22 protein-coding genes are annotated in these 24,416 nt (G+C 45.6%); 11 read left to right on the top strand and 11 right to left on the bottom strand.

The window, feature by feature from the left end; all coding sequences use genetic code 11:
- Window positions 1–614: 614 nt before the first annotated feature.
- From wecB to DYD21_RS06585, 9 genes are read right to left on the bottom strand one after another with little or no spacing between them, the layout of a single operon-like run.
- On the bottom strand, window positions 615–1,712 hold the full coding sequence (wecB, locus tag DYD21_RS06625) for a non-hydrolyzing UDP-N-acetylglucosamine 2-epimerase (protein WP_116034381.1): 1,098 nt from the start codon (window positions 1,710–1,712) through the stop codon (window positions 615–617).
- Complete coding sequence (locus tag DYD21_RS06620) at window positions 1,709–2,737, bottom strand: glycosyltransferase (protein WP_158551441.1); 1,029 nt, start codon at window positions 2,735–2,737, stop codon at window positions 1,709–1,711. The genes wecB and DYD21_RS06620 overlap by 4 nt, the downstream gene beginning before the upstream one ends.
- The gene (locus DYD21_RS06615; protein WP_116034375.1) at window positions 2,734–4,263 is read right to left on the bottom strand and encodes a polysaccharide deacetylase family protein; all 1,530 of its coding nucleotides are present in this window, start codon (window positions 4,261–4,263) and stop codon (window positions 2,734–2,736) included. The genes DYD21_RS06620 and DYD21_RS06615 overlap by 4 nt, the downstream gene beginning before the upstream one ends.
- Window positions 4,263–5,657, bottom strand: coding sequence for an oligosaccharide flippase family protein (locus DYD21_RS06610; RefSeq protein WP_116034372.1), 1,395 nt, complete (start codon window positions 5,655–5,657; stop codon window positions 4,263–4,265). The genes DYD21_RS06615 and DYD21_RS06610 overlap by 1 nt, the downstream gene beginning before the upstream one ends.
- Window positions 5,650–6,693, bottom strand: a complete 1,044-nt coding sequence (locus DYD21_RS06605; protein WP_116034369.1) for a glycosyltransferase — start codon at window positions 6,691–6,693, stop codon at window positions 5,650–5,652. Before DYD21_RS06605 ends, DYD21_RS06610 begins: the two co-directional genes overlap by 8 nt.
- A 15-nt stretch (window positions 6,694–6,708) precedes the next feature.
- Window positions 6,709–7,659, bottom strand: coding sequence for a PorV/PorQ family protein (locus tag DYD21_RS06600; RefSeq protein ID WP_116034367.1), 951 nt, complete (start codon window positions 7,657–7,659; stop codon window positions 6,709–6,711).
- Window positions 7,656–8,708 carry a hypothetical protein gene (locus tag DYD21_RS06595; protein ID WP_116034364.1) on the bottom strand — a complete coding sequence of 351 codons (1,053 nt, stop codon included), beginning with the start codon at window positions 8,706–8,708 and terminating at the stop codon, window positions 7,656–7,658. Before DYD21_RS06595 ends, DYD21_RS06600 begins: the two co-directional genes overlap by 4 nt.
- A 7-nt stretch (window positions 8,709–8,715) precedes the next feature.
- Complete coding sequence (locus DYD21_RS06590) at window positions 8,716–10,329, bottom strand: FlgD immunoglobulin-like domain containing protein (protein ID WP_116034361.1); 1,614 nt, start codon at window positions 10,327–10,329, stop codon at window positions 8,716–8,718.
- Window positions 10,330–11,112, bottom strand: coding sequence for a hypothetical protein (locus DYD21_RS06585; protein ID WP_116034359.1), 783 nt, complete (start codon window positions 11,110–11,112; stop codon window positions 10,330–10,332).
- Window positions 11,113–11,880: 768 nt separating this feature from the next.
- On the opposite strand from DYD21_RS06585, the gene DYD21_RS06580 reads away from it, so the two are divergent.
- Window positions 11,881–12,687: an inositol monophosphatase family protein gene (locus DYD21_RS06580; protein ID WP_233505487.1), complete on the top strand. Its 807-nt coding sequence runs from the start codon at window positions 11,881–11,883 to the stop codon at window positions 12,685–12,687.
- 394 nt (window positions 12,688–13,081) lie between these two features.
- Here the strand turns inward: DYD21_RS06580 and bshB1 are convergent, their stop codons facing one another.
- Window positions 13,082–13,825: a bacillithiol biosynthesis deacetylase BshB1 gene (gene bshB1 / locus DYD21_RS06570; protein ID WP_116034615.1), complete on the bottom strand. Its 744-nt coding sequence runs from the start codon at window positions 13,823–13,825 to the stop codon at window positions 13,082–13,084.
- A 164-nt stretch (window positions 13,826–13,989) separates the two neighbouring features.
- Between bshB1 and DYD21_RS06565 the strand changes: the two genes are divergently transcribed.
- The 5 genes from DYD21_RS06565 (at window position 13,990) to DYD21_RS06545 (ending at window position 17,639) form a co-directional block, all read left to right on the top strand.
- Window positions 13,990–15,222: an ABC transporter permease gene (locus DYD21_RS06565; RefSeq protein ID WP_116034351.1), complete on the top strand. Its 1,233-nt coding sequence runs from the start codon at window positions 13,990–13,992 to the stop codon at window positions 15,220–15,222.
- A 2-nt stretch (window positions 15,223–15,224) separates the two neighbouring features.
- A complete protein-coding gene (locus DYD21_RS06560) occupies window positions 15,225–16,451 on the top strand; it encodes an ABC transporter permease (protein WP_116034348.1) in 1,227 nt (408 codons plus the stop codon).
- Window positions 16,452–16,564: 113 nt separating this feature from the next.
- Entirely contained in the window at window positions 16,565–16,777 is a 213-nt protein-coding gene (locus tag DYD21_RS06555; protein ID WP_116034346.1) for a hypothetical protein, read from the top strand.
- Between the two features lie 5 nt (window positions 16,778–16,782).
- Window positions 16,783–17,214 (top strand): phage holin family protein, encoded by a 432-nt coding sequence (locus tag DYD21_RS06550; protein WP_116034343.1) that lies wholly within the window; start codon window positions 16,783–16,785, stop codon window positions 17,212–17,214.
- A complete protein-coding gene (locus DYD21_RS06545) occupies window positions 17,211–17,639 on the top strand; it encodes a hypothetical protein (protein WP_116034340.1) in 429 nt (142 codons plus the stop codon). The genes DYD21_RS06550 and DYD21_RS06545 overlap by 4 nt, the downstream gene beginning before the upstream one ends.
- Window positions 17,640–17,823: 184 nt before the next feature.
- On the opposite strand, the gene DYD21_RS06540 is transcribed toward DYD21_RS06545, so the two are convergent.
- Window positions 17,824–18,384, bottom strand: coding sequence for a DUF4256 domain-containing protein (locus DYD21_RS06540; protein WP_116034338.1), 561 nt, complete (start codon window positions 18,382–18,384; stop codon window positions 17,824–17,826).
- A 344-nt stretch (window positions 18,385–18,728) separates the two neighbouring features.
- On the opposite strand from DYD21_RS06540, the gene DYD21_RS06535 reads away from it, so the two are divergent.
- The 5 genes from DYD21_RS06535 to DYD21_RS06515 all read left to right on the top strand — a co-directional run bounded on the left by DYD21_RS06535 (window position 18,729) and on the right by DYD21_RS06515 (window position 24,410).
- Window positions 18,729–20,078: a TolC family protein gene (locus DYD21_RS06535; protein WP_233505486.1), complete on the top strand. Its 1,350-nt coding sequence runs from the start codon at window positions 18,729–18,731 to the stop codon at window positions 20,076–20,078.
- A gap of 19 nt (window positions 20,079–20,097) precedes the next feature.
- On the top strand, window positions 20,098–21,459 hold the full coding sequence (locus tag DYD21_RS06530) for an efflux RND transporter periplasmic adaptor subunit (RefSeq protein ID WP_116034335.1): 1,362 nt from the start codon (window positions 20,098–20,100) through the stop codon (window positions 21,457–21,459).
- Window positions 21,460–21,471: 12 nt separating this feature from the next.
- A complete protein-coding gene (locus tag DYD21_RS06525; RefSeq protein WP_116034333.1) occupies window positions 21,472–22,206 on the top strand; it encodes an ABC transporter ATP-binding protein in 735 nt (244 codons plus the stop codon).
- A gap of 64 nt (window positions 22,207–22,270) precedes the next feature.
- Complete coding sequence (locus DYD21_RS06520) at window positions 22,271–23,803, top strand: NAD(P)/FAD-dependent oxidoreductase (RefSeq protein WP_116034330.1); 1,533 nt, start codon at window positions 22,271–22,273, stop codon at window positions 23,801–23,803.
- A 76-nt stretch (window positions 23,804–23,879) separates the two neighbouring features.
- Window positions 23,880–24,410, top strand: a complete 531-nt coding sequence (locus DYD21_RS06515) for a rhomboid family intramembrane serine protease (RefSeq protein ID WP_233505485.1) — start codon at window positions 23,880–23,882, stop codon at window positions 24,408–24,410.
- Window positions 24,411–24,416: the final 6 nt, after the last annotated feature.

Genomic DNA, 24,416 nt, shown 5'->3' with positions numbered 1-24,416 from the left:
ACCCGCGTTAGCGAAAAGGATTTGAAAACTGCGGAACGCAGATTTTCAAATCGAGGGGTGTGTTGAAAGGGCCAGGAGCCAAAATGCGAATACTTTTTTGATCGAGCCCCCCTTAAATCCCCGCTCAAGAGGCTGTGAGATTTTACACTCTCATTCGTTGGCATTCATTATTTTTTAAGGTGTCAAACCTTGTATTGAAGCTCCCCTCCCTATCAAGTCCCGTTAGGGCGCGATAGGGAGGGGACGGGGGTGGGTCAGAAAGTCTGGAAGCTGAGAAAATGGCAGAAATCTTAATTTATTTAAGTGCATTTTCTTTGGGGAAACAATTTTCTCACAGCCTGTCGAAGGGGAAAGGATTTGAAAACTGCGGAACGCAGATTTTCAAATCGAGGGGTGTGTAGAAAGGGCAAGCAGCCAAAATACGACTACAATTATGATCAAGGCTCCGGGAAATACACCCCTTCCCACAGGGATCCAGTTGGTGAAATCCCCGCTCAAGCTACAGTTGTTTCCGAATTTTCGAGAGGGGATTTTTCAACTATAAACTTTTAAATAGTGATACCCGACTTTTGGACAAAATTAAGAGCTCTGAATAAACTGTGCTTAACTACCATTTACCTGTTCATCTCTTTTAAAATCTGAACCACCCGTTCTGCAGTATTACCATCTCCGAAAATTTCAGCAGGGCCAGTGTGATTCATCGTTTGCAGGTAAAACTCTGTCGCTTCGATAATTTTCTGCTTATCGGTGCCAATCAGCTTTCCAGCGCCGCTTTCTATCAGCTCCGGACGTTCGGTTTTCTTTCGCAGAACGAGGACCGGCGTACCAAGTGCGGGAGCTTCTTCCTGAATACCGCCCGAATCTGTGAGAATCAGATCAGATGCAGCCATCAGCGGTACAAATTCGAGGTAATTGAGCGGTTTGATTAGTTCAATGGAGGGTTGATGATCAAGCAGATGAAGCAAATCCTGAACATTTGGATTGGGATGGGCAGGAAACAGGATTTTCAAATCGCGATAACGTGAAGCAAGTTCTGATACGGCCTCAAAAATCTGGCGAAGCGGCTCCCCAAAGTTTTCGCGGCGGTGTGTGGTGAGTAATATCAGTTTTTTCTTTTCTGCACTGTATTTGCCGCGAATTTCACTTACCGAATGCCCGGACCGTTTTACGATCATCTGCAATGCATCAACCACAGAATTTCCGGTGATGTGGATCGATTCCGGCGATATATTTTCAGCGAGTAGATTTTTACGAGCACTTGCCGTGGGTGCAAAATGTGCATCGGCAAGATGGCTGATCAGCGTGCGGTTCGCTTCTTCAGGAAAAGGCTGTGAACGGTCACCGGAACGGAGGCCCGCCTCAAGATGGGCAAGCGGCACTTGTTGGTGATGTGCGGTTAGCGCACCCGCAAGTGCAGTAGTTGTATCTCCCTGAACCAGCAGAACGCCGGTGTGTTCTGCTGATATCCATTCGGGCAGTGATTTCAGCAGACGCTGGAGCAAGTCGATAGGCGTCTGTGACTTTTTCATCATCTCAAGACGTAAATCCGGCTTTATATCAAATGTTCTCAATATTTCATCAGCCAGCTCGGCATGCTGACCGGTATGTATCACCCGCACCGGAATGTTCTTTTCCCGGAGTTTCAAGATCACGGGCGCAACTTTTATCGCTTCCGGCCGGGTACCGAATAAAATGGTTATCGGTTTATTCATAAAATGGATTGGTAAGCAGCTTCAGTTTTTTCTGCAACAGCCTGCCAGGTAAACTGTTTTTTAATTCTGTTTTTTAATTCCGGGGACTCTTCTGCCTGATGTGCATTCCGGATCGCCCGAATGATCGATTCCTGTTTATCAGGATTGATATAAAACGCATGATCCCCAAAATATTCACGGGTACCGCCTAATCCGGTAATTGCAATACGGCATCCGGCAAGGCCCGCCTCCAGTGCGGCGATACCCGGTGTTTCAAAAAGGGAAGGGAGTACAAATACGGCCGCAGCTTTGTAAGCAGATTCAAGCATCGGATCGTCATGATTTATCGGTCCCAGGTAATGAATGTTGTCAGAAGCTTTGATCAACTTTCGGCAGGCAGAAGAGTAATCGGACTCATCAAGCGCTCCGATAATCACCAACGGCGGATCGTCAGCTCCATACTGTTCAAGCATGGGCAACACATTTTTTCGGGCAGCGGATGCATCACCCACAAAAAGCGTAAAATCTTTCAACCCATATTTTTGAATGAATGGATCCGCAGAAGCATTTTCGAACCGATTTTCCACGCCGTTTGGAACCACCGTAACGTTCTCGATCGGAACTCCAAATCCATCAATAATCAGGTTGGCTTCATCCATTGTGTTTGGCAAAATTAGATCTGCTGATCTGCACACATCCGCCTTGATAGAATAATCAGAACTGAATCCTTTTAACAATTGGCTTCCAATATCTTCCATGGACAATATATTCCGAATTGTTGACGCAGATCTGCGGGTGAAAAAGACCGGGGAGAGCACAAACCGGGTCGATCTGTTCCTGAGATTTTTGGCGAGAGTTAGAGTTTCATTGCCTGCAAGAAACAGGTGGATGATGTCGAACGATTCCGGTTCGTAATGTTCCCACGGATTATAGGCCGCAACCTCGTGACCACGGGTACGCAGATACTCAAGTGTTTTGGCACTCTGCATACGAACACCTCCGTGTACAATTCCGGCGGAGAGCGGGGCAATCATCAAAATTTTCATGACCGGTTCCTCCAAAGGCTCGTCATAAGTTGATCTTTTTTCATCCTGAAAAGCGAGAGTTTCCGGCCATTTCTTCTTCGGTTTATCCATTCAATCCATTCGGGCGAAATGTACACAGAGAATCGCCGATCATCCAGATCAATATTTCCCGATCCGGTGGTACATAACATCTTGTTATCGTGATGAACGGCTGCCGGAATTTCCCCGGTTTGATTGAGCGCCAGATTCCCGGTTTCTGTATCGAAAACCGGGTTCAATAAATGGGATGACCGTTTTTTCCACCAATTTGCCCACTGCGAATAGGTCAGCCACTTTGTTGAATGGGTATCAGCCTGTTTAAAAATAGATCTCAGAACGTCAGCGTGACCGTCATTGGGATGGTAAAAAAGATGGATTGGCTTTCGCTGAAGTTGACAGATACGTATCCATTCCAGGAAATAGGCTTCAATCATCTCTTCCGTAAAATTGAAACGGCTGAATGAACCGATCGAAATTGGGTGAACGGGCAGCTGCAACGTTCCTGATGATTGCGGAGTTGATGGAAGTGCATCGTAATCGTACCCGAATTCACTGCTGTATTGAAAGTTGAATTCTCTGAGTGCAGATGCCAGTTCTGGTGACCAGTATCCATAGGGAGCTGCGTAACCTTGAGGATCCATCCCGTGATCTTTCAGCAGGTTGAGTCCGTGCCGGATATCAGAAACGTACTGCTCTTTAGTTTTGAATTCGGAATGACGATATCCGTGCAGCGAAATTTCATGATTTTTGATGTCTTCAAACTGAGAAAGACTGTTTTCATGCGCTTCAGTGTGCAGAAAAAAAGTGGATGAGACTCCAAACTCATCAAGCACACTTGCGGTTTGATGGATCGATTGCTCAGATCCGTAATCGGTATCCACACGAAATGTGGCGGTTTGATGATCTGACTCAGGCATCCACCATTTGTGCACAAACGGCATCCCGGATCGCGAGTGAAGCTCGATGAGCAGTTTGAGCGTGAGATCCACCCAAGCGCCGCTGCTGTGGGTGGATGTTCGTTCGATAACCGCGGGAAGATCAGCCGACGTAAACTGAGTCGGTTTCAGCGGGTGATGTTCGGTAAGAACACGGTATGGCAGCCCTGAAAACGCGAGACGATTGGATCGGTCATGATCCAGCCATACCGTGCCGCCCGCCATTTTTGATGTGGGATGAAAAAGAGCAGTGTCATCAACGCGAATCTCGCGGATGTGATTAAAATAGGGGTCGTCTGTTTCCGGTGTGATGGTTTTGACCTTTCGCGCTGACGGAGTTTTCTTCAGAAACTGACCGGTCGTGTCAACAACCGCACCTCCGGCATCGAGATAGTGCGTGACGGACTTCATCTCTTCACGTTCCAGGTTACGGACAGCAACGATACAACTGTACGATTTAACATCAACTGTACGGATTGAAGTAATCCGTGACCAGCTCGCACCGATCTGATCCAGGATTTTTTCCCAACCCGGGTTGATCCCGATAATTCCGATATGAATGTTTCGTTTCACTAAAAAATTCTCCGTTTCATCCAGGAAATATCATCCCAGGTTATCAGGCCGAATATATAGAGAACGGTGAACAGAATCAGGGGAGAGGTGATCGCAATCCAGATTCCGGGCGTCAGGTACAGAAAAATGAGTGCCATAAGCAATGCTGATACGGTTGTAATCCCCAATACGAAGCCGCCGATTTTCAGATTTACAATTCGGCGAAACCGGTAATACATACAGATTGTGATCCAAAGTTCTGAAAGTACCACAGAGAGAATCAAAATTTGCATATCGCCCGTAAAACCGGCACCGATAATCAAAATCAAAGCGCCCAGGGCACCTGCTGAGGTAGAGTAGAGAAAATCACGATCGAGGCCGAATGAGATCAGACCGAAACTGAAAATGGAATTGATGAACGTTATCGGCAGAACAACTGAAAGCAGAATCAGCATCGGCACCGCAGGCAGATACGTATCCCCAAAAAGAAAATAGATGATTGGCTCAGCGGCGTAAGCGAGTACCATCATCCCGCAAACTCCAATCAATAGAACCCAGCGGCTGACTTTCTTAAGCTGAGGTTGAACTTCAGAACGGTTGTTTTGCCATAATTTTGTCAGGTTTGGCAGAAGAAGCGTATTCAGAACATGATCGATAATCATGGCGGCAAGTATCAGTTTGAGGGCGACTCCATAGTAACCCACCTGCAATTCCGTAAAAAAATATCCGATGACTAGCGGCGGCAATAGAATAATTGACTGGGAAAAAAAGTGCCCGGCACCGAGAAAAAAGCTGTTTCTCAGATCCTCACCCCATTTAACAACCCGCGGTTTTGAAATAAAGGAATTTTTGCCTTTATAAGTGAAAAGCAAAACGAGTGCACCTAAGAGTATGGAGAGCGAGTAAATCCAGGGGACAAGAAGCAGGTCATCTGTGGATACGATGAGAAGTAAGCCACACAAATAGATAACTCCCTGTACCCAGTTAGAGAGCGTTACCCAGTGAAATTCCTGAACCCCTTTGTAGTACCAGTCAACTCTGAGCGATTGCGGAAGGAGGGAGAGCAGGAACAGAAGAATCAGGAGCCGGAGCTGTGGCTGTTCCGATAGCAGAAACCAGGTAATACCGCCAGCGATCAACAATACCGCTGCAGAAAGTAAAATCTTTAGCCAGAAAAATCGGGCGAGGTCACCCGGTTCCGATGACGAACCTGCCACAGAACGCGTAGCCAGTGTTTTCAGCCCGAGATCACTAAACCAGCTCGCAATACCGAGGGCAGATATTGCCAGGGTCAGCAGCCCGTATTGAGATGCGCCCAGTGTTCTCGCAAGGTAGATGGTTGATAAAAAACCGAAGAGTTTCGCTCCGCCATCACCCATAAAAATCCATAGTGCCCTGGAGGTGAGATTAGCCATCACTCGTAACCCCGGATGCAAAATTGATAATGCGGGAGTTTAATTCATCTTCATTTTCAAAAAGGTAAACGTTGTCACCATTTAGTTCGGAAAGACATCCCTTTGATGGTGCAATAATTGGCACATCATAACTTTGTGCTAACGCCACTCCTCCTGAAGTCAAAATATCCCGGAAATTGAAAAGCACACAATCCGCTGCTGAGTGATAAAGCGGTACGTCTGCTTCAGGAATAAAATGAGGAATCAAACGGATATTAGATGAATTTGAGCTAATTTTCTTAATTTTATGGTAGTAAACCATTTGCCCTTTTTTTACCGGTCCAACAATGATCAATTTTTTATTCTCCGGTAGTTGCTCAAATAGCTTAGCTACTTTATCAATCTGTTTATATGAACTGATGTTTCCAAACATTAAAAAGATCTGGTCATCCGCCGAGAGCTGAAGATCTCTTTTCCGATTTAACTTATGGATAGCCTTTTTTCTCGGAAGTTTTTCAGCGGGATATTCTGGATGCGGAATTACGCTGAATTTTGATTCCGGCTGATCAAAGAATTTACACAATTCCCTTTTTGCGGTGTTGCAGTGCACATGCAGCAGATCTGCACGCTGTGCCATGGAGCTACGAATTGATTCATTTATATTCTTGAACCTGCGGTCGTGGGGCATTTTATTGTGTATAGTCCACACAATTTTACCCCCGAACCTTTTGAATAGTTTTATACAGAACAGTTTGTAGACTATCCCGAGAAGTGATTTGAAATCGGAACACTCCAGCCAGTGATAGTGCAGAATGGTCGGTTTGCCCCGGAATGCATTCCAGACAAACTTCCAGTGTTCAGAAATGCTTGTGCTGTGAACGCGGTACCGGCTTTCATCATTTTCAAGGATCTCTTTATACAACAGGTAGAGATAGTCCGATTTTTTATAATTAAATCGGATCAATGGAACAACAAACAGGTCGATCCCTGCGGCAGTGTCTTCATTTTCCGAAAAAAGCGAATCATAAAGAGATAACAGTTTCTCATGCAGATTCATAGAAAGCCTGTTTTATCAAAAATAGTATTGTACACCGATGGAGTGTACCCAGCCAAAACCGGTAGAAAATGGAACAACAGCGTAATTCACAGTAACGGGGTCGATATTTAGTCCAAGGCCAAAACTGAGCGGCCGTTCCGTCGGGCCGGCTTTGTAACCTCCGCGAATGTTGAAAAGGTCCGCGACATCAGCACTTAATGCAAAAGCTATAAAATCATCTCCGCCATCCCGGTCAATGTAATCTGAGGATGGCAAGTCTTCCAGCGGATGGACCCATTCAGTATGTAGTGAGAATAGAATCGGCAGATCATTTCTGCCGGGCGTGTTCACTTCAACAATATTTGCCATACCGCCAAGGCGAAACGTAGTGGGAAGTGATGTGGAAATACCATCCAGTTCTTCCATCTCACCGAGATTCTGAACCACCGCGCCAAGCCTTACTCTCTGCTCAAAAAACTCTGCCGCGGCACCAGCACTTACAGCATAACCATTGGCACGATATTGAAAAACTTCTTCGCGCAGGTAATGCGCCGTAACACCCACGGAAAATCGGTCAATTTTATATGCAAATGCACCGGCTACGGATAAATATCCGATGGAAAAGTCACCTTGTGATGGGCCAGCCCCATCTCTTGCTTCAAATCCGTCAGATCGGGAATTATAGATTCCCAGGCCGAGCGAATAATTCTCCCTCAGAAAGTTAGCTGATGCAAACTGATGGTTTACTTCCGCAACCCAGAGGGTGTAATCGATCTCCACGCTCGACATCGGTTCCATAGCCAGCAGGGCAGGGTTCGAATAGATGGCGGATGATCCCGTTAACGTAGCTGATGATGCCTCAGAAAGAGATAACTGGAATGCTGAAGGGGAGATGCTTAAAAAGTCCATTCCGCTGCCTGTATCCTGCTGTGCTGCAGCTGATGAAATGAACAGCAGGGTGATAATAATTGTCGCTGTAATTCTCATATGTTCAGTCGGATTGAAAAAACGTGCATGGTTGATAATTGCGACGGCTCTCTTACAAATGCGTAATCAATTGCGGGAGAAAATCTGTCGAACGGTAAATGTAGTGAAAAACCGGCAGTTGGTTGTACCGAAAGATCATGATTCAGATCAAGCCCCTGTATCCCGGCCCGTAAGGTTACTCGTTCATGGAGCAGATAACGAGCACCGATACGTGCGATCTGTGTATTCGTCATTACATCCTCCCGGCTGACCACCGTTACCGGCCGCCCTTCCCGCTGTTCTGTGGATTCACGCCTGACTTCCGATCGAAGCACCTGGATTTCGTAATCACTGCTCACCAGAAGTTCCGGCAGCGCACTTGGGATATAGGATGCACCGAATGAAATCCTTGTGGGATAATCATTACTGCGCGAACCACCGACATTACTGCCAAAGAGGTTAGAGGTATCGTATTGGGTGGAAGCGAACAAATCCTGAACCGTAAACCCGAAACTCATACTGCCGGCCAGTTTCAAAAAACCGGCATCCACACCCACGGAAGTTCCCGAAGATACATCTTCATGATAATCAGCCAGGTTAAATTTGATGCCGATCCCGCCCCAGAATGTATCACTGAAACGGATTCCAAAGTTGGAAAGAATCTGAAATTCGTTGGTAGAAAATGTTTCGGTTTGATATCCGCTTTGTGTTCGGCCATCAATTTCGCCAACACGTCCGTTCAAAATAGAGACCGATATTCCCGCTGATGGAGGCAGCTGAAAATGGCCGGTTACCATATGCAGCTGACGGTCGAACCGCATCGCAGAGCTGGAAAAATCGAGCTGAACGGTTTCTCCATGCACCGCCGCAAGGGCAGGGTTGTAGTAGGCATACGAACCTTCCTGGTGAACGGCTGTTAAGGCATTGCCCATGGCCATCCCCCGTGGTGCAAAGCCCATCCGGCTGAAAGAGCCGGTAAACCCGCCGGCCTGGGCAAGCGCCATCCCGACAGGAAGCAGCGTCCATCCTGCAATCAAAACGAAATAAATAAGTAGTTTTCGATTCTTCATGACTTCCCTAATCGATCAATAATATTTTTCCATCTACCTGACCACCCGGCGTTTCTATGACATAGATGTACGATCCTGTTGCGACGTAGCGGCCTGAACTGTCCGTTCCGTTCCATGTAAATTCGTAGGAGCCGGACTGGGAAATTCCATCCGTTCGCTGCTCATACACCTGATTCATCGCAAAATCAAAAATACGCAGTGTGGACCGGCCGCTGCCCGATGTCTCATATTTTATGCGAACCATATTGTGAACATCCGGCGAAAATGGATTTGGATAAGCAAAGGTATCCACATCAGACGCATCCTGCTGGTAGATATTGCCGCCGCTGAGTGGGAAATCCACCCGTGTTATGGCCCATGTTTCTCCGCCGTCACTGCTGGAGGCGAGCCCATCGGAGGTTCCCACCCAAATCCGGTCTTCCGTTGCCGTAAGCGCAAAATATTCAGCATCTTTATTGATGATTTGATTCGGGCTTCGGATCTGCTCGATTCGCCTCCATGTATCGCCGTCATCATGAGAGATGAAAAGTCCGCGATCGGCTGCCACAAAAATAGTTCCGTTGTGAAACCCGATATCGTTCACCCGTTCACCTTCGAGAAACTGACGAAAGGTTTCTCCGCCATCTTCGGTATAAACCAATCCAAAGCGGTCGTTCTCGCTGGTTGTGGCGTTCCAGGTAGACATCCAGATCCTGTTGGTTCCCGGCTGCTCCCGGATGTTTACAATCCAGTTACCCAGCAGGCCGTCGGTGCGTCCGTCGGCGGAAATTCTACGCCAGGAAACTTGATCGCGCGATGCAGTCAATGCATTTTCCGAGATATTGATACCGGCTGCTGTTCCGGCCCAGACCCGGTCGTTTGAATCGATCAAAAGGCCAAAACCAAGCAGGTTATTATCGCTTCTTGGATCGTATCGCTCAACCGTTCCTGAACTTCCTGCCTGGGAGGTCCATTGGTACGATCTGTCTGGTGTGAGTTCAGAAACGGATGAGGGCGGCAGTATCAGCCGTTCCCAGGTATCTCCTCCGTCTAAACTTCGCTGGATGCCGGATGCCCAGGCGGCAACAAATACAGTTTCTCCCCTGAAATCGGTTTCGAAAGGAGGCGATTGCTGCGGTACCGTTATTCTTGTTTGAATGTAGGTTTCCTCTCCATACGTAAATTCCAGGTCGCAGGGCGGCCCCACAGAAGCGATAGTGCAATCGCTGTTTTCATCAGGCTGAGGATCAAGCGGAAAGGGGATAAACCTCCAGCTCTCCCCAAAGTCGATCGATTCGTAAAAACCCATCCCTGTTTGCACGCTGCCGTCACCGGATTCCGTGTTATATCCCAAACCCGCAACAATCCGGTTTCCATCAGCCTGAAGAGAAAAAACACGTCCGCGTCCATCAAACACGCTGTCGGCATTCACAGGGATAAAAATATCGGGGCTGTTTTCATCAATCCGGTTTAATCCCGGCCCGATCCAAAGTGAGTTTCCGGTGGATTCCAGGGAGGTAATCGAATTCTGTCGCAGTGATTCAAACCGATCCGGAATCGGCCCAAAGTGCTGCGAATAGAGTTCACCGGCAGAGCAAATCATGATTACAATAAAAGGAAGAAACCATTTGAGATATGCCATCTATTCTACAATTCTCAATTGAGTTTGAAGGGTATCACTCGACTGCCCGTCGGCGCCCATTGCATAGTAAAAAACAGAATATTCATCCGGGTTATTTGATGGGTTGATAAAAAAGGCCCTGCTGTACAGGCCATCATCGGCAGTTTCATCAATTCGTCCTTCGTCTTCAATTTGTACTCCGTCATCATACATTTCAAAGTCGTTTCCCAGCTGGTTCCCCTGTTGGTCGATCAGGATGAAAAATACTCCATCAATATATTCCTGCCCATCCGGATGGGATACTTCAGCAAAAAAATCGATTTGTTCATTGCCTGCATTAGGGATTACGGCTTCCTCGGTATTGTAAGCGTCCGCGATTTCAGGTGGCGAAACCATTCTTCCGATAAAATTGATGGATCCCTGCATGCGATCACCGCTATTAGAGAAAGCATATACTTTATAGGTAACATTTTCGACGCTGTTTACGGCAAGTGAAAGTTCAGCGATGTATTCAGTCTCGCTTTCTGAGTTGAAAGTGCCTTCTTCAACAAGATTTCCACGGTTTTCAAACGTGTATCGGATCTCTTGGTCCGTGGGTTCATTCAGGGTCAGCTGGAGGGATACGGGAAGTGACACCACGCCGATTGGGGTCTCTTCATCAAACTGAACATTGTTTGGAGAGATAGAAAAAGATTGTACAGATAATGAACCGGATTCCGGGGTTGTTGAGATTTCATCACAAGATGAAATAACAAAAACAAGCAGCAGAACAGCGCCTAAAGAAAAATGTAGCGAGTGCTTCAAAACGTCTGATTAATTTAAAAATCGGGTATGTAACGTTACACTATAGGCGGATGTTCTGTTTGATGAAGGAACCTAAATAGTAAGCCGATTTTTGAGCAGATACAAGTTGAAAGTATTTAGGCTGTAATTTGTTTCACACAACTGAATTGTTTGCTGAGTGTATTTAACCTTATATGGTTTAATTCCCCGTCCCTCTGGGTAGGAAAGGATAAAAGTCTCTCCTCGAAGGTAATGTCACAAATATTAGCCAAAGGTTTATTCTCCTGATACTTTTGAACGGTCCCCGAGACAAAAGCGCTCGGGGCAGGCGGCAGTACCCAAAACCCGCCGGGCTGGTGATTCCTTCAGTCGGGATTAGCGGTCCGTTTTGCGATGTAAAAACAAAGGTCCACATCACTTCGTGACAGTAATCTTAGATTTGGCCGGTAGTTTTTACAAACATCGTATGCACTCCCCGCAAATCAAACACCTCCTTCAGTAATCAAAGGCCGGTGAATCTCGGACAAACAATTAGATGATGAGGCACAAAAAATACAGAATAATTTTAATACTAATATTAGTGATATTGTCTTCAAAGGGTTGTACTCCTGAGAAAATATATATTCGAATAAAAAAAATGGATTCAAAGTTGATACCTCGTGTGCTCTAACCCGAAGTAGTTCATTACCGGTGATTTCAAGCATCCCAAATTCTCAATGCGCTTTACAAATAAACAAGAGAGATTTGTACCTTTATGCTTCAGCTTAAAATTAATTTTCATATATAGGAATGAATAAAGACCTTGAAATTGCCCTTCAGGCTGCCCGCGAAGGGGTGAAGACTGTAAAAAGTTTCAAATCTAAATCGCTGAATGTACAACAAAAAGGATTTCACGATCTGGTGACCGATGCAGACCTGGCCACAGAAAAGACAATTCTGAGTATTCTCAGAAATCAATTTCCCAAAGATGAAGTACTTGCTGAAGAGACCGAGAACCACGACCAACTAAGTGATTCCCGAACCTGGATTATCGATCCAATTGATGGCACCACCAATTTTGCACACGATTTCCCGGTCTATTGCGTCTCCGTTGCGATGTGGGAAAACAGGCAGCCCAAAATAGCGGTGGTGATTGAAGTAAACCGAAATGAGGAATTCACGGCAGTTGCAGGGGAAGGGGCTTGGTTGAACGGGGATCCGATATCAGTTTCCAATAAAACGGATGCAAAAAATGCATTTGTTGCCACCGGATTTCCCTACAACGATCTCTCCCTGGTGGATCCATACCTTTCACTTTTTAAAATACTGATGGAAGAGCTGCAGGGTATCCGCCGTCCCGGAGCTGCATCGTTTGATCTCTGTTGTGTGGCTTGCGGCAGGTTCGACGGTTTTTACGAATACTCACTCCACGCATGGGATGTGGCAGCCGCCGCCTTGATCATCAAAGAAGCCGGCGGAACAGTAACCAACTGGATGGGCGAAGACGATTGGCTTTTCGGCCAGCGCATGGTCGCCGGTAATCCGGATATTCATGCTCATCTCTTAAACCGAATCAAAGAACACATCCCCGAAAAATCCAGGGAAAATGCCCAATAACCATTCCGAGGCAATGATATGGTATTTCTCGTGGCATTTAATACAGACTAAAGTCCTGAAACTCTTACGAATAAACAATTTCGCAAAACTCAAAATCCTCAGAAATACCATATCTGAAAGTCCCGAAATCAAGCAAGGAGGAGATATGGTATTTTTCACGCTTCTCACCCCAATCCAAAATCCGAAAGCTATTGCGGATTCATCGCTTCGCAAAACTCAAAATCCTCAGAAATACCATATCTGAAGGCCCCGAAACCATACATGGAAGAGATATGGTATTTCTCATGCTTCTTACCCCAGTCCAAAATTCCAAAGCTATTGCGGATTCACCGCTTCGCAAAACTCAAAACCTCCAGAAATACCATATCTGAGAGTTCCGGTTCTATATTTTAAGTTATCGCAAAGGAGAGGTGTCCATCAAAAAATTTAATGAATTCATCGGAAAGGGTTTTTGAGCATATTTGAAAGCTTCACCATATTCAAACCCGGCCAGGTGGCCCATGTGTTTTGCACGAGAACGGAGCGCATCAAAAAAGGAGGGATCCGATATGTAGGTCTCCGGTTCATCCCCGGGATCAGCAACATCAAACTGCGATGTAAATGCTTTAATTGCTTTTTCTTTAATGGAAAGTGTATTCGTAATATCAAAAATAAAATCGGGTTCAAACGGCCGATCCTGCATGTAATGTAAGATGTGTGCCGGGCGATGTGGATTTTGTACGTTTCCAGCCCTGTTTTTTGTCTCTATTTTTATCAAACCGCTGTAAAAAATAGCATCGCTGATCAGTCTGGCCGCATTCCCATGATCGGGGTGGCGGTCGGCGGGAGCGGGAAGGATGCAGATGTGCGGCCTGAAATGACGTATCACTTCAATAATCGGGATCTGGAATTCACGGATATTTGATAATTCCGTATCGGGCAGGCCGAGATTCAGGCGATCCGACAGTCCTATAATGGAAGCTGCTTTCTCCGCTTCCTGAAGCCGCAATTTTGCCGTACCCCGGGAACCCATCTCACCGCGGGTCAGATCTGCCACAACGACCGACCGGTTCTTCTGAACCAGGGCGGCAAGTGTACCGGCACAACCGAGTTCTGTATCATCAGGGTGAGCACCAAAGGCCAAAATATCTGCTTTCATGAAATAGAGAGATATAGTTTTGAATATTTTTTCAATAAATCTGAAACGTTTCTCAGATCGCTCCGTAAGCCCACCAACAGAATTCTTAAGAATTAATGGCAGAGCCGGACGCGAACCGGGTCGAAATCTATGAACCATTTTGTTTGAATACCAATGGGAATCGCATGAAAAAGATTTTACTAAGCTTATCTGAAGGGTCGAAAATTGCGCTGTCGGCTCTCTGGACAAATAAATTGCGGGCAACGCTCACCACAACTTGTATTGTTATCGGAATTGTGTCCGTAACGGCAATGAATACCATTTCAGACGGAATCGACCGTTCTTTTGAAGAGAGTATGGATATGCTTGGGCGAAATGTTGTATTTGTGGAAAAGTGGCCATGGGGTTTCGGAGGTGAATATCGCTGGTGGGAATACAGAAACAGGCGTGAAATGCGTCTGGCTTATACAGATCAGCTCAGAGACCTTGTACCAACTGCTTCCCAGGTCTCGGCGTCCGCATCCAGAAGAACGTCAATTCGCTACCAGGACCGAACCGTTGAAAGTGTTTCTCTCAACGGGGCTACATCCACCTATTTCCAAACCGCAGGATTAAATATCGAAGATGGGCGTGCTTTTACCGACGAGGAAGAGCAGCGTGCTGCGAGGGTTGTCATTTTAGGAGCAACTGTAGCCGATGCGCTATTTGAAAACACCGACCCGCTAAACAAACAGGTTCGCATTCGCGGTCAGCGGTTTACGGTGATTGGAATATTGGAGAAGCAGGGCAATTTCCTTGGGTTGGAGGATGGAGATAATCGAATGATTATGCCCATATCCGCATATGGCACCATTTATGATCTGCGATGGGGTATACAGCTTTCGGTTCAGTTTCCTGATGAGGCCACACTCACTGAAGGTGAATACGAAGTTATCGGGGCAATGCGTCAGATTCGTGGACTCGATCCACTGGAGGATGATGATTTTGCCATCAACCAGGCTGCGCTATTCGAACAGGAGTTTCAGGGTATGAAGGTAGCCATTTACGGTATCGGAATTTTTCTGACCGGCCTGGCCCTGTTTGTCGGAGGTATCGGGGTGATGAACATCATGTTTGTTTCGGTGAAAGAGCGCACGAAAGAGATCGGTATTCGCAAAGCTGTTGGCGCAAAATCGTGGGAAATTATGATGCAGTTTTTAATGGAATCGATCGTAATCTGCCTTCTTGGTGGAATCATCGGCGTGATACTTTCGATCGGAATCACCCAGCTAATCAACCAGATCTTTGTAGCCTATATGGACTGGACCACCGTCCTGAACGCTATCCTGATCTGTACCGCCGTGGGGCTATTGTTTGGATATCTGCCATCCAGCCGCGCGGCTAAATCAGACCCCATTGAATCTCTCAGATACGAATAGATATGAATTTCATTGAAGTATTTCGCCAGGCTTTTGATTCACTCCGGTCAAACAAACTGAGATCATCACTCACGCTGCTTGCCATTTCGGTAGGTGTTTTTGCTATCATCAGCGCGAACACCGCAGTGCTTGTTCTCGATACCTATTTTAAAGATACTCTCAGCCTGATGGGTGGTGACGTCATCACGGTCACAAAAACACCGGCGATTTCGATGGGACCGATGGACTGGGAGCGGTTCAGAAACCGGCAGGATATTACCATTGACCAGATGGAGCGACTGCAGGATTTAAGTGACCAGGCTTCAGAAGTGGGGCCAAACCGAACCTATCGAACCACAAGAGTGGTTTTTGAAAATGAAGAGACAGAGCCGAATATCGGGATCAGAGGAGGGAATGAATATTATTTAGACAACAACGCATATACACTGGCCAGCGGCCGAAATATTTTGCCTGAAGATATTGATTATGCACGTTCAGTAGCGATAATTGGCGCTGATGTGGAATCTGCTCTATTTGAAAACCAGGATGCCATTGGCAAAACCATTCGCATTGAGGGCCGGCGATACACGGTGATCGGTGTGGTTGAAGCGAAGGGCAATGTATTTGGAAGTACGCTGGACCGATTTGTGGTGGTACCCTACTCAAACCTGGCCGGACTTTATGGCCGAAATCAGAATATTGGAATCCAGGTCCGGGCCGGGTCCGTTGAAAATATTCAGAACGCCATTGATGAAATCACCGGTGTGTTGCGCGTGATTCGAAAAGTAGATCCCGGCGAACAGAACGATTTTGAAATTACGACGAATGAATCCCTGAGCAGCACATTCGAAAGTTTTACAGGAATTCTTTATATGATAGGTTTTGTGATCGGTGGGGTCGTGCTGCTCGGAGCCGGTATTGGTGTGATGAACATCATGCTCGTTTCTGTAAGTGAGCGAACCCGTGAAATTGGGCTTCGAAAATCGGTCGGAGCTACCCGAAAAGCGATTGTATCCCAGTTTTTGATGGAGACAATAGCAATTTGCCAGATTGGCGGCGTGATTGGCATCATTGCCGGAATTGGGCTGGGCAATGTGGCCGCACTCTATCTCGATGCTAACATCGTTCTTCCCTGGGGATCAGCAGTTGGCGGAATTATTGGGATGACGGTGATCGGGGTACTGTTTGGGGTGTATCCCGCATATAAAGCCGCACGTCTTGATCCGATTGAAAGCCTCAGGTACGAATAAACAGTTTCACATAGTTTGTTTTTAAATTATGTGAACGATTTATCCGAAATCTTCTTTCTCATTATAGATCAACATCTTATCTTAAATTTCAATTTTAATAACAGAAATCAAAGATGGACATGGAAGAAGATATTTTGAATAGCCTGAATGAAGAACTTGAGGATGTAATTGATGAAGGCCGGCAAATCATAGAAAATGCCGAGCTGAAGGATCGTTTCAACGAAGTAAAAACAGATACAGAACTTTTTATCCGTAAACACCCGATCCAAAGTGTTTTACTTGGCGCAGCTGCAGGATATCTGATTGGTAAAATCTTCAGATCCTGATTTGAATGTTAAATCAACCGATAAAACCCCCGGAAGATGAGATTAAACCGGGGAAAGATCTGAAATCCTACATTGAGAGCCGTCTGGAGCTTTTCTCCATTTCGATAGCCGAACAGGTTGCATCTGCTGCTTCCGCTTCCATTCAAAAGCTTGTTGGCGTTCTTTTTTTGAGTGTCGGCGCAATTTTTCTGTGGATTGCACTCGGTTTCTTTCTGGGTGACCTTTTAAACAGTCAGGCTCTTGGATTCCTTCTGGCTGCTCTCCCTTTAGTCATACTCGGATTTGTGCTGTATAAGGGCAGTTCTCGCGGACTGGAGGAGAAAATACAGGCTGAAATTATTCAGAAAGTCACACTCCAAATACGAGATTCAATTACTGAAAGTGAAGAAGAGGCAAAACCATCAGCGAAAGTACATCCAAAACAGAACCAGCTTTGAGCAATCGTAACGACATAACACTTAAAAGTATCAAACAGAGAAAACAGGAACTGAAGGCTGAAATAGATCGAATTGAGACGAAATATTCTGATCAAACATCAAAAATCGAAAACAGTGTAAAAAAAGCACTTCAGCCGATGAAAGAGATTCGGAAAAACCCTTTTAAGGCTGTTGGGGTTTCAATAGGTGTGGGATTTGTCGTCGGTTTTCTTACCGGGGGTAGCCGGAGAAGAAGCAGGAGGCCGATAGCTCATGGCACCGGATTCTCATCACTTTTTATGGCTGAGTTGAAACGCGTTGCGGCTCAGAGAGCCATGCTCTATTTATCAGACATGCTGGATGAAAAAGTTATGCCCCGATTTAAAGAGAAAGAGATAAAGAAAGAGGAGAGTAAGCCAAAATATGACCCAAAAGATAGATTTTGATTCTAAAATAAAGTTTTTGGGTACACAGAAAGTTTGCAAGAGTCCGGAATTTCTATGTACCTCGGATCGCTGAACCGAGAAGGCCGGTAGTTGTAACAAGTACACATAAGAGGGATCACATTTGAAAGCTTATCATTCGCATATCTCCAGAATTCCACAATTGAACATACCTTATCCACACATTTCAGATTCTCAACACCCCACGAAAACCTCTTGATGCGTAGTATGATTGCGCACCGTTGTGATACACAAAAACAGTATCATACCGCCGGTCGCAAAAAAGTGCTCCGCCGAGATCTCTGATTTCAGAAGGTGTTTTTACCCAGCTTGACGTTTTTAAATCGAACGCACCCACTTTTTGAAGGTGACGATACTGTTCTTCGGTTAAGAGTTCAATCCCCATCGCAGATGCCATCTCAAGTGCACTATTTGCAGGTTTATGCGTTTTTCGGGATTCCCGGCTTTGTTGATCATAACACACACTTCTGCGGTCTTTGGGACTTTCCTCAGAGCAGTCAAAAAATATGAGTTCGCCTGTCTTATCATCATGCTCAATTACATCGGGTTCTCCACCGGTAGTTTCCATTTGCTGAAGAGACCAGAGTTTCTTTCCTGATCTTTTCGAACTCAGCCTATCCTTGACCGTCTTCCAGTCCACGTGTTCATGACGATTCATGTTCGTTTCAAAGCGGGTTTTAAGAATATAGAAAAGTTCATCCCGCTGTTTAGAAGATAGTTCTTTCATTATGCAATTTATGATTTTAGAGCGGATAGATTATATAGTGGTCTTTCATATTAATCTATCGGTTTGATTCGCGCAATGATCCAATTACTGGTCTGCTTATTAATTTTGAGTGAACACAATATTTGTGTGAAGAAACAAAACCAAATCGAATACGGATTCTTTTTTTAACATCGGGAATACTTTAGCGCGATTTGCTGAATCTGCACATTGGTTAAAACCTTTTAAACAAGGTTTTTTTTGCGACGATGTTAAAAAAAGTATTTTTCTGCCAAATCGGAATAAATTTTCTGTAACTCTGCTTACACTTCTCCGTAGTACCACTCAAAACAATTACCAAATTTACTATGATTCGAAAACTTATAGTCATCTCAGCATTTTTACTTGTACCCATGATTGTTCAGGCGCAGACACATAACCTGACATTGAATGATGCCATTCAGCTTGCCCTGGAGAACAACTACCAGTTAAAACAGGCCGATAACAATCTCGACCTCGCCGATACCCGGATCTGGAGTGCCCGTGCAGATTTCCTTCCCTCACTTAGCGCAAACTTTAACGGCAGCCGCGATGCAGGTCTCCAGTTTATCCAGGAAGACCTTGCGTTTGAAGATCGAAGCAGCCTCCGTTTAAGCGGTGGTCTGAGTTCCCAGGTTACCGTATTTAACGGGTTTTCAAACATTGCCAGTCTGCGGCAAAGTGAAATTAACCGGGATGCCCAGGAACTTGACCTTCAGCGCCTCAGGGAATCGATTATATTTGATACTGCCTCAAGATATTTGCAGGTAGTATTAGATAAAGAACTTCTTAAAATTGCTGAAAGTTCTTTGGAAGCAAGTGAAAGTCAGCTTCAGCAAGTTGAAGCCCAGGTTGAAGTCGGTTCGCGGCCAACGGTTGATCTTTACAACCAGGAAGCAACTGTTGCAAATGATGAACTTGCGGTGATCCAGAGTGAAAACTCACTCGAAGTAAGCATCGCCCGGCTGATACGCATCATGCAGGACCCGGAAATCACAGATATCGAAGTAAGTGTACCCGATACCGATGAACTTGCACTCATGCCGGTTGAACTTGATATGGATGAGATGATAGAATCGGCTCTGCAGTCACGACGAGATTACCTGGCGCAGGAAAAAACCATTGAAAGTAATGAACAGAACCGAAGGATCGTCCGTGCGGACTTCATGCCATCATTAACTTTCAGTGCAAGTATCGGTAGTAATTATAGTGACCAACGGGTACTTCTTGGTGAAACTATCCCTTTCGGCGATCAGTTTTTTGACCAGAACGTAACCAGAAGCGTAGGTTTTTCACTCTCCATTCCAATCTTCAACCGCTGGAACACACGTGCCAACTATCAGAATGCTCAGGTTCAGCTAAAAAACAGTGAGCTCGAGCTGGATAACATCCGCTTCCAGATCAGTGAAGAAGTGCGTCAGGCGTATAACGATTATATAGCGATCTCAAAAGAACTGGAGTCGACTGAGAAATCATTGATTGCAGCTGAACGAGCTTATGAAACCGAACAGCAGCGGTACGAAATTGGCTCCACTACACTCATAGAATTGAACCAGGCGAATGCAAATTACGTACAGGCTCAATCAAACCGAATTCAATCTGTCTATAATTTTATTTTCCAGGAGCAGCTTCTGGATTTCTATATAGGCCGCTTGGATGAATCCTTAGAATTTAATTAAATAGAATTAGGTACGAAAGATGGGAAAGCAACAATCAGCTACAAAAAAGTTACTTAAAATACTTGGAATCCTTGTGGTTCTGATCATAGCAGGCGGTGTACTTGCCAACCTTATGGGTTGGATGGACGGCGGAGAAAACGAAAAATCTGTTACCTCTGCCGAAGCTGAGTTGCGAACCATTACCCAAATTGTTTCAGCGTCAGGCCGAATACAGCCGGAAGTGGAAGTGATTATTCGTCCGGATGTATCGGGTGAGGTAATTGAATTGAATGTCCGGGAAGGAGATTTTGTACGGGAAGGCGATCTGTTGCTCCGAATCAAACCGGACATTTACCAGGCGCGGATTGATGAACTCAATGCTATGCTTTTAACACAGCAGTCTCGTATGGAGCAGGCCCGGTCCACAAAATTACAGGCTGAAATTGAGTATCAGAAAAATAAACAATTGTACGACCGGGATCTGATATCTGAGCTGGAATTCATGCAAAGTGAAAATAATTTCGAATCTCAAAAATCGAATTTCAAAGCTGCAGAATATCAGATTGAAAGTGCAAGAGCGCAGCTTCGCAGGGCTGAGGAGGAACTCCAGCAAACGGTTATCCGATCCCCGAAAGATGGAACCATCAGCAGATTGAATATTGAACGTGGTGAAAGGGTGTTGGGAAATGCCCAGACAGCCGGAACAGAGATGATGAGAATTGCACGGCTGAATCAGATGGAAGTGGAAGTCGAGGTGAATGAGAATGATATCGTAAATGTATCGGTGGATGATACAACCGATATTGAAGTAGACGCATACCCAAACCGCTCCTTTTTGGGAAGGGTAACAGAAATCGCAAACTCTGCAGATATCACCGGAACAGGTTCTGCTGAACAGATTACCAATTACAAAGTGAAGATACGAATCACAACTCCGCATAATCTGAATGCGGGTCCGGAAGCACAAATTGTACAGGTTTCTGATCAGGAATCACCGGCCGGGCCTCCGTCCCCGATTTTCAAGCCTGGCATGTCAGGTACGGTTGATATTCGAACAAATACAGCTGTAGACGTGGTAGCTGTGCCGATACAAGCCGTAACGGTTCGCGATTTTGCCGGTGAGTCTGCAGATTCTGATACCACTGGATCGGAAACAACAGAACAAAAACGCTCTTCGGGTAGCGATGAGGATTTCAGAAGAGTTGTATTCCTTAATGACAACGGAGTTGCAAAGCGAGTTGAAGTGGAAACCGGGATCAGTGATAACACCCACATACAGATTTTGAATGGTGTACGTGCCGGTGATGAAGTGATTACAGGCAGTTACCGGGTTCTTTCCAGAGACTTGAATAATGGTGATGCCATTCGGGTGACAAATAGTCAACAGCTGGCTTCAAATTAGCAGGAGATAATTATGAGTGATGCGGTAATTGAAATACGGGATCTGAAAAAGATTTACAAAATGGGAAGCATGCTTGTTCATGCTCTCAATGGTGTATCATTTGATGTTAATTCAAATGAATACATCGCAATCATGGGGCCGTCCGGTTCAGGGAAATCTACTCTGATGAATATGATCGGCTGTCTCGATACGCCATCATCCGGCACATACATTCTAAACGGTCACGATGTAAGCCAGCTTGATGACAGTGAACTTGCTGAGGCACGAAACCGTGAAATCGGATTTGTGTTCCAAACGTTTAACCTTCTTCCAAGAACTGATTGCCTGAGTAATGTAGAGCTTCCGCTGATTTATGCAGGTGTAAAAACATCTGAAAGAAAAAAGCGCGCGGCAGATACACTGACTAAAGTCGGGCTTGGTGATCGAATGGATCACAAACCAAATGAACTCTCCGGGGGGCAACGACAGAGAGTAGCCATTGCCCGGGCGCTCGTCAATAATCCATCCATACTGCTTGCTGATGAGCCGACAGGTAATCTCGATACAAAAACCGGCGAAGAGATCATGAGGCTTTTTGAGGAGCTCTATCGTGGAGGTAATACCATCATCGTGGTAACACACGAACAGGAGATAGCGGATCATGCGCGCCGAATAATCCGTTTACGGGACGGATTAATTGAGAGTGATGAAAAAGTTCAACAACCCGTTTTGGCCGGGTTAGATTTTAGTACTGCAGTTCCTGCCTGAAGATTCGGACCTGATATTTTATTTTTGCGGAACAGGGTGGCATTCGAAAGGTGTTCATATCCGTATGAAAGAAAATGAATTCATTTACGATGCCATTATCATCGGTTCCGGAATGGGAGGGATGAGTGCCGCATCTTTACTCGCAGCCGACGGATACAGTGTATTAGTTCTCGAAGCAGCGCACGCCCTTGGAGGTTGCAGCTCATCATACACGCGCAAGGGATTTACATTCGAGTCCGGTGCGACCACTCTAATCGGGTTTGATCAACATCAGCCGATGCGAATTTTAGAAGATAAACTTGGGGTTACGATTCCCAAAATTCCTCTCGAACCATCCATGCAGGTACAAATGGGTGAAAGAACGATTACCCGGTGGAGAGATCGCGACAATTGGATAGAAGAAGCGGTACAACAGTTCGGTGAAGAGGCCTCTCAAAAATCGTTCTGGGAATTATCTTTTTCAGTAGCAGATGTTGTTTGGAAAGTCTCAGGGCGAAATCCGTTTTTCCCTCCTCAAAAATTGATGGAATGGGCGGCGCTGCTAAAAAATGATCCGACTGACGTGTGGGTTCTGCCTTACGCTTCTAAATCAGTGAAAAATGTAGCATCAAACCGTGGCATCACGAATCCCGAATTCTTTAAATTTCTGGATGAACAGCTCATGATTTCTGCTCAGGCACCATCAGATCAGACCGCTTTTCTGTTTGGCGCACCGGCAATTACATATACCAACTCTACCAATTACTACGTGCCGGGTGGGCTGATAACAATGGTACACACACTCCGCGATTTTATTGAACACCATGGCGGAACCACGAAAACCAAAGAAGCTGTTATTAATGTGGATCGAAAAGGGGAGCGATTTATTGTTACAACCGGGAAGAAAAATGGTGTTAAGAACCAGTATCAAGCCAAAACGGTCATCTCAAATCTGCCGGTCTGGAACCTCGAAGAGATCACACATGGTGAAATGGCAACCTATTTCAGAAAAGAGGCAGCGAAATATAAACACGCCTGGGGCGCATTTACGATGGGGATCGCATTTAAAAATCGAATTCCCGATGATGTTCCCCTTCACCACCAGATCCATCTCAAGCCTGACCAAAAAATTGAAGGACTGCATTCCGGTTCAATCTTTGTATCTTTGTCGCATCCGAATGACCCTGTGCGATCACCTGATCAAATGAGAACTATGAATGTCTCAGCTCATGTTGAACCGGAATACTGGTTTAACCTGAACGGAGAATATGATCAGACAAAGATGAAGGTTCAGGAACAAATTATTGATCTGCTGTCCGCCCGGGTGCCGGGTTTCAACAAACGAGATATAAACGTTGTATTTTCATCAACACCGGTTACCTGGAATAACTGGGTGTATCGAAAAAAAGGCAGGGTTGGAGGAATACCACAACATATGAGCCGTTCGTTGCTCGACTGGACATCTGCAGAAACACCGTTTGAAGGGTTTTACCTAACCGGAGATACTGTCTTCCCGGGGCAGGGAATTCCGGGCGTAACTTTAAGCGGAATAAACGTATATTTCAGGCTCATTAAACATTTTAAAACAATTAGATTCGTTGAATTTCCAAGACAATAGTTTTTCTCCTAATTCTCAATTTTCAGTATTTCCCCCCGCAGTTAAACATCTGCTGATTGTAAATGCACTTTGTTTTTTGGCGTTAACAACACCGGGAATCGGTGATTATATTTTTCGCTACGGGGCACTTTGGCCTCTTGGTGATTCCTTTTTTGAACCGTGGCAGCTGGTCACCTATATGTTTCTGCATGGTGGCCTGGGACACATATTTTTTAATCTTTTTGCACTCTGGATCTTCGGGCAGGCGATTGAAAATTTTTGGGGAACCAAACGTTTCACGGTCTACTATTTTCTGACCGGTATCGGCGCAGCCATCATCCATATGTTTATAGGCGGCGGTGGGGCTCCAACAGTTGGTGCTTCGGGTGCGGTGTTCGGTATTCTGCTGGCTTTCGGGATGATGTTTCCCAATCGCTACATTGTGTTACTGATTCCGCCGATTCCGATTAAGGCGAAATATTTTGTTGCTATATTTGGTGTGATTGAGCTCTTTAGCGGAGTGATGCGCCCGGGCAGCGGTATTGCCCACTTTGCTCACTTGGGCGGAATGGTTGTAGGATTTATTCTGATTAAATACTGGGGTTTAAAAGGCGAAAGACAGAGTTAATACATT

Source organism: Rhodohalobacter sp. SW132, from assembly GCF_003390325.1.
Classification (GTDB): Bacteria; Bacteroidota; Rhodothermia; order Balneolales; family Balneolaceae; genus SW132.
Note: the sequence above shows the minus strand (reverse complement) of the source record. Positions and strands in the feature narration are given on the sequence as shown.

What these genes read in the sequence shown, in the direction of transcription:
- DYD21_RS06555 (WP_116034346.1), top strand. Translation starts at nt 16,565, where the DNA reads ATGGACATGGAAGAAGATATTTTGAATAGCCTGAATGAAGAACTTGAG.
- DYD21_RS06620 (WP_158551441.1), bottom strand. Translation starts at nt 2,737, where the DNA reads ATGAAAATTTTGATGATTGCCCCGCTCTCCGCCGGAATTGTACACGGA.
- DYD21_RS06590 (WP_116034361.1), bottom strand. Translation starts at nt 10,329, where the DNA reads ATGGCATATCTCAAATGGTTTCTTCCTTTTATTGTAATCATGATTTGC.
- DYD21_RS06520 (WP_116034330.1), top strand. Translation starts at nt 22,271, where the DNA reads ATGAAAGAAAATGAATTCATTTACGATGCCATTATCATCGGTTCCGGA.
- DYD21_RS06550 (WP_116034343.1), top strand. Translation starts at nt 16,783, where the DNA reads ATGTTAAATCAACCGATAAAACCCCCGGAAGATGAGATTAAACCGGGG.
- DYD21_RS06530 (WP_116034335.1), top strand. Translation starts at nt 20,098, where the DNA reads ATGGGAAAGCAACAATCAGCTACAAAAAAGTTACTTAAAATACTTGGA.
- wecB (WP_116034381.1), bottom strand. Translation starts at nt 1,712, where the DNA reads ATGAATAAACCGATAACCATTTTATTCGGTACCCGGCCGGAAGCGATA.
- DYD21_RS06580 (WP_233505487.1), top strand. Translation starts at nt 11,881, where the DNA reads ATGAATAAAGACCTTGAAATTGCCCTTCAGGCTGCCCGCGAAGGGGTG.
- DYD21_RS06605 (WP_116034369.1), bottom strand. Translation starts at nt 6,693, where the DNA reads ATGAATCTGCATGAGAAACTGTTATCTCTTTATGATTCGCTTTTTTCG.
- DYD21_RS06525 (WP_116034333.1), top strand. Translation starts at nt 21,472, where the DNA reads ATGAGTGATGCGGTAATTGAAATACGGGATCTGAAAAAGATTTACAAA.
- DYD21_RS06610 (WP_116034372.1), bottom strand. Translation starts at nt 5,657, where the DNA reads ATGGCTAATCTCACCTCCAGGGCACTATGGATTTTTATGGGTGATGGC.
- DYD21_RS06595 (WP_116034364.1), bottom strand. Translation starts at nt 8,708, where the DNA reads ATGAAGAATCGAAAACTACTTATTTATTTCGTTTTGATTGCAGGATGG.
- DYD21_RS06560 (WP_116034348.1), top strand. Translation starts at nt 15,225, where the DNA reads ATGAATTTCATTGAAGTATTTCGCCAGGCTTTTGATTCACTCCGGTCA.
- DYD21_RS06540 (WP_116034338.1), bottom strand. Translation starts at nt 18,384, where the DNA reads ATGAAAGAACTATCTTCTAAACAGCGGGATGAACTTTTCTATATTCTT.
- DYD21_RS06535 (WP_233505486.1), top strand. Translation starts at nt 18,729, where the DNA reads ATGATTCGAAAACTTATAGTCATCTCAGCATTTTTACTTGTACCCATG.
- bshB1 (WP_116034615.1), bottom strand. Translation starts at nt 13,825, where the DNA reads ATGAAAGCAGATATTTTGGCCTTTGGTGCTCACCCTGATGATACAGAA.
- DYD21_RS06565 (WP_116034351.1), top strand. Translation starts at nt 13,990, where the DNA reads ATGAAAAAGATTTTACTAAGCTTATCTGAAGGGTCGAAAATTGCGCTG.
- DYD21_RS06600 (WP_116034367.1), bottom strand. Translation starts at nt 7,659, where the DNA reads ATGAGAATTACAGCGACAATTATTATCACCCTGCTGTTCATTTCATCA.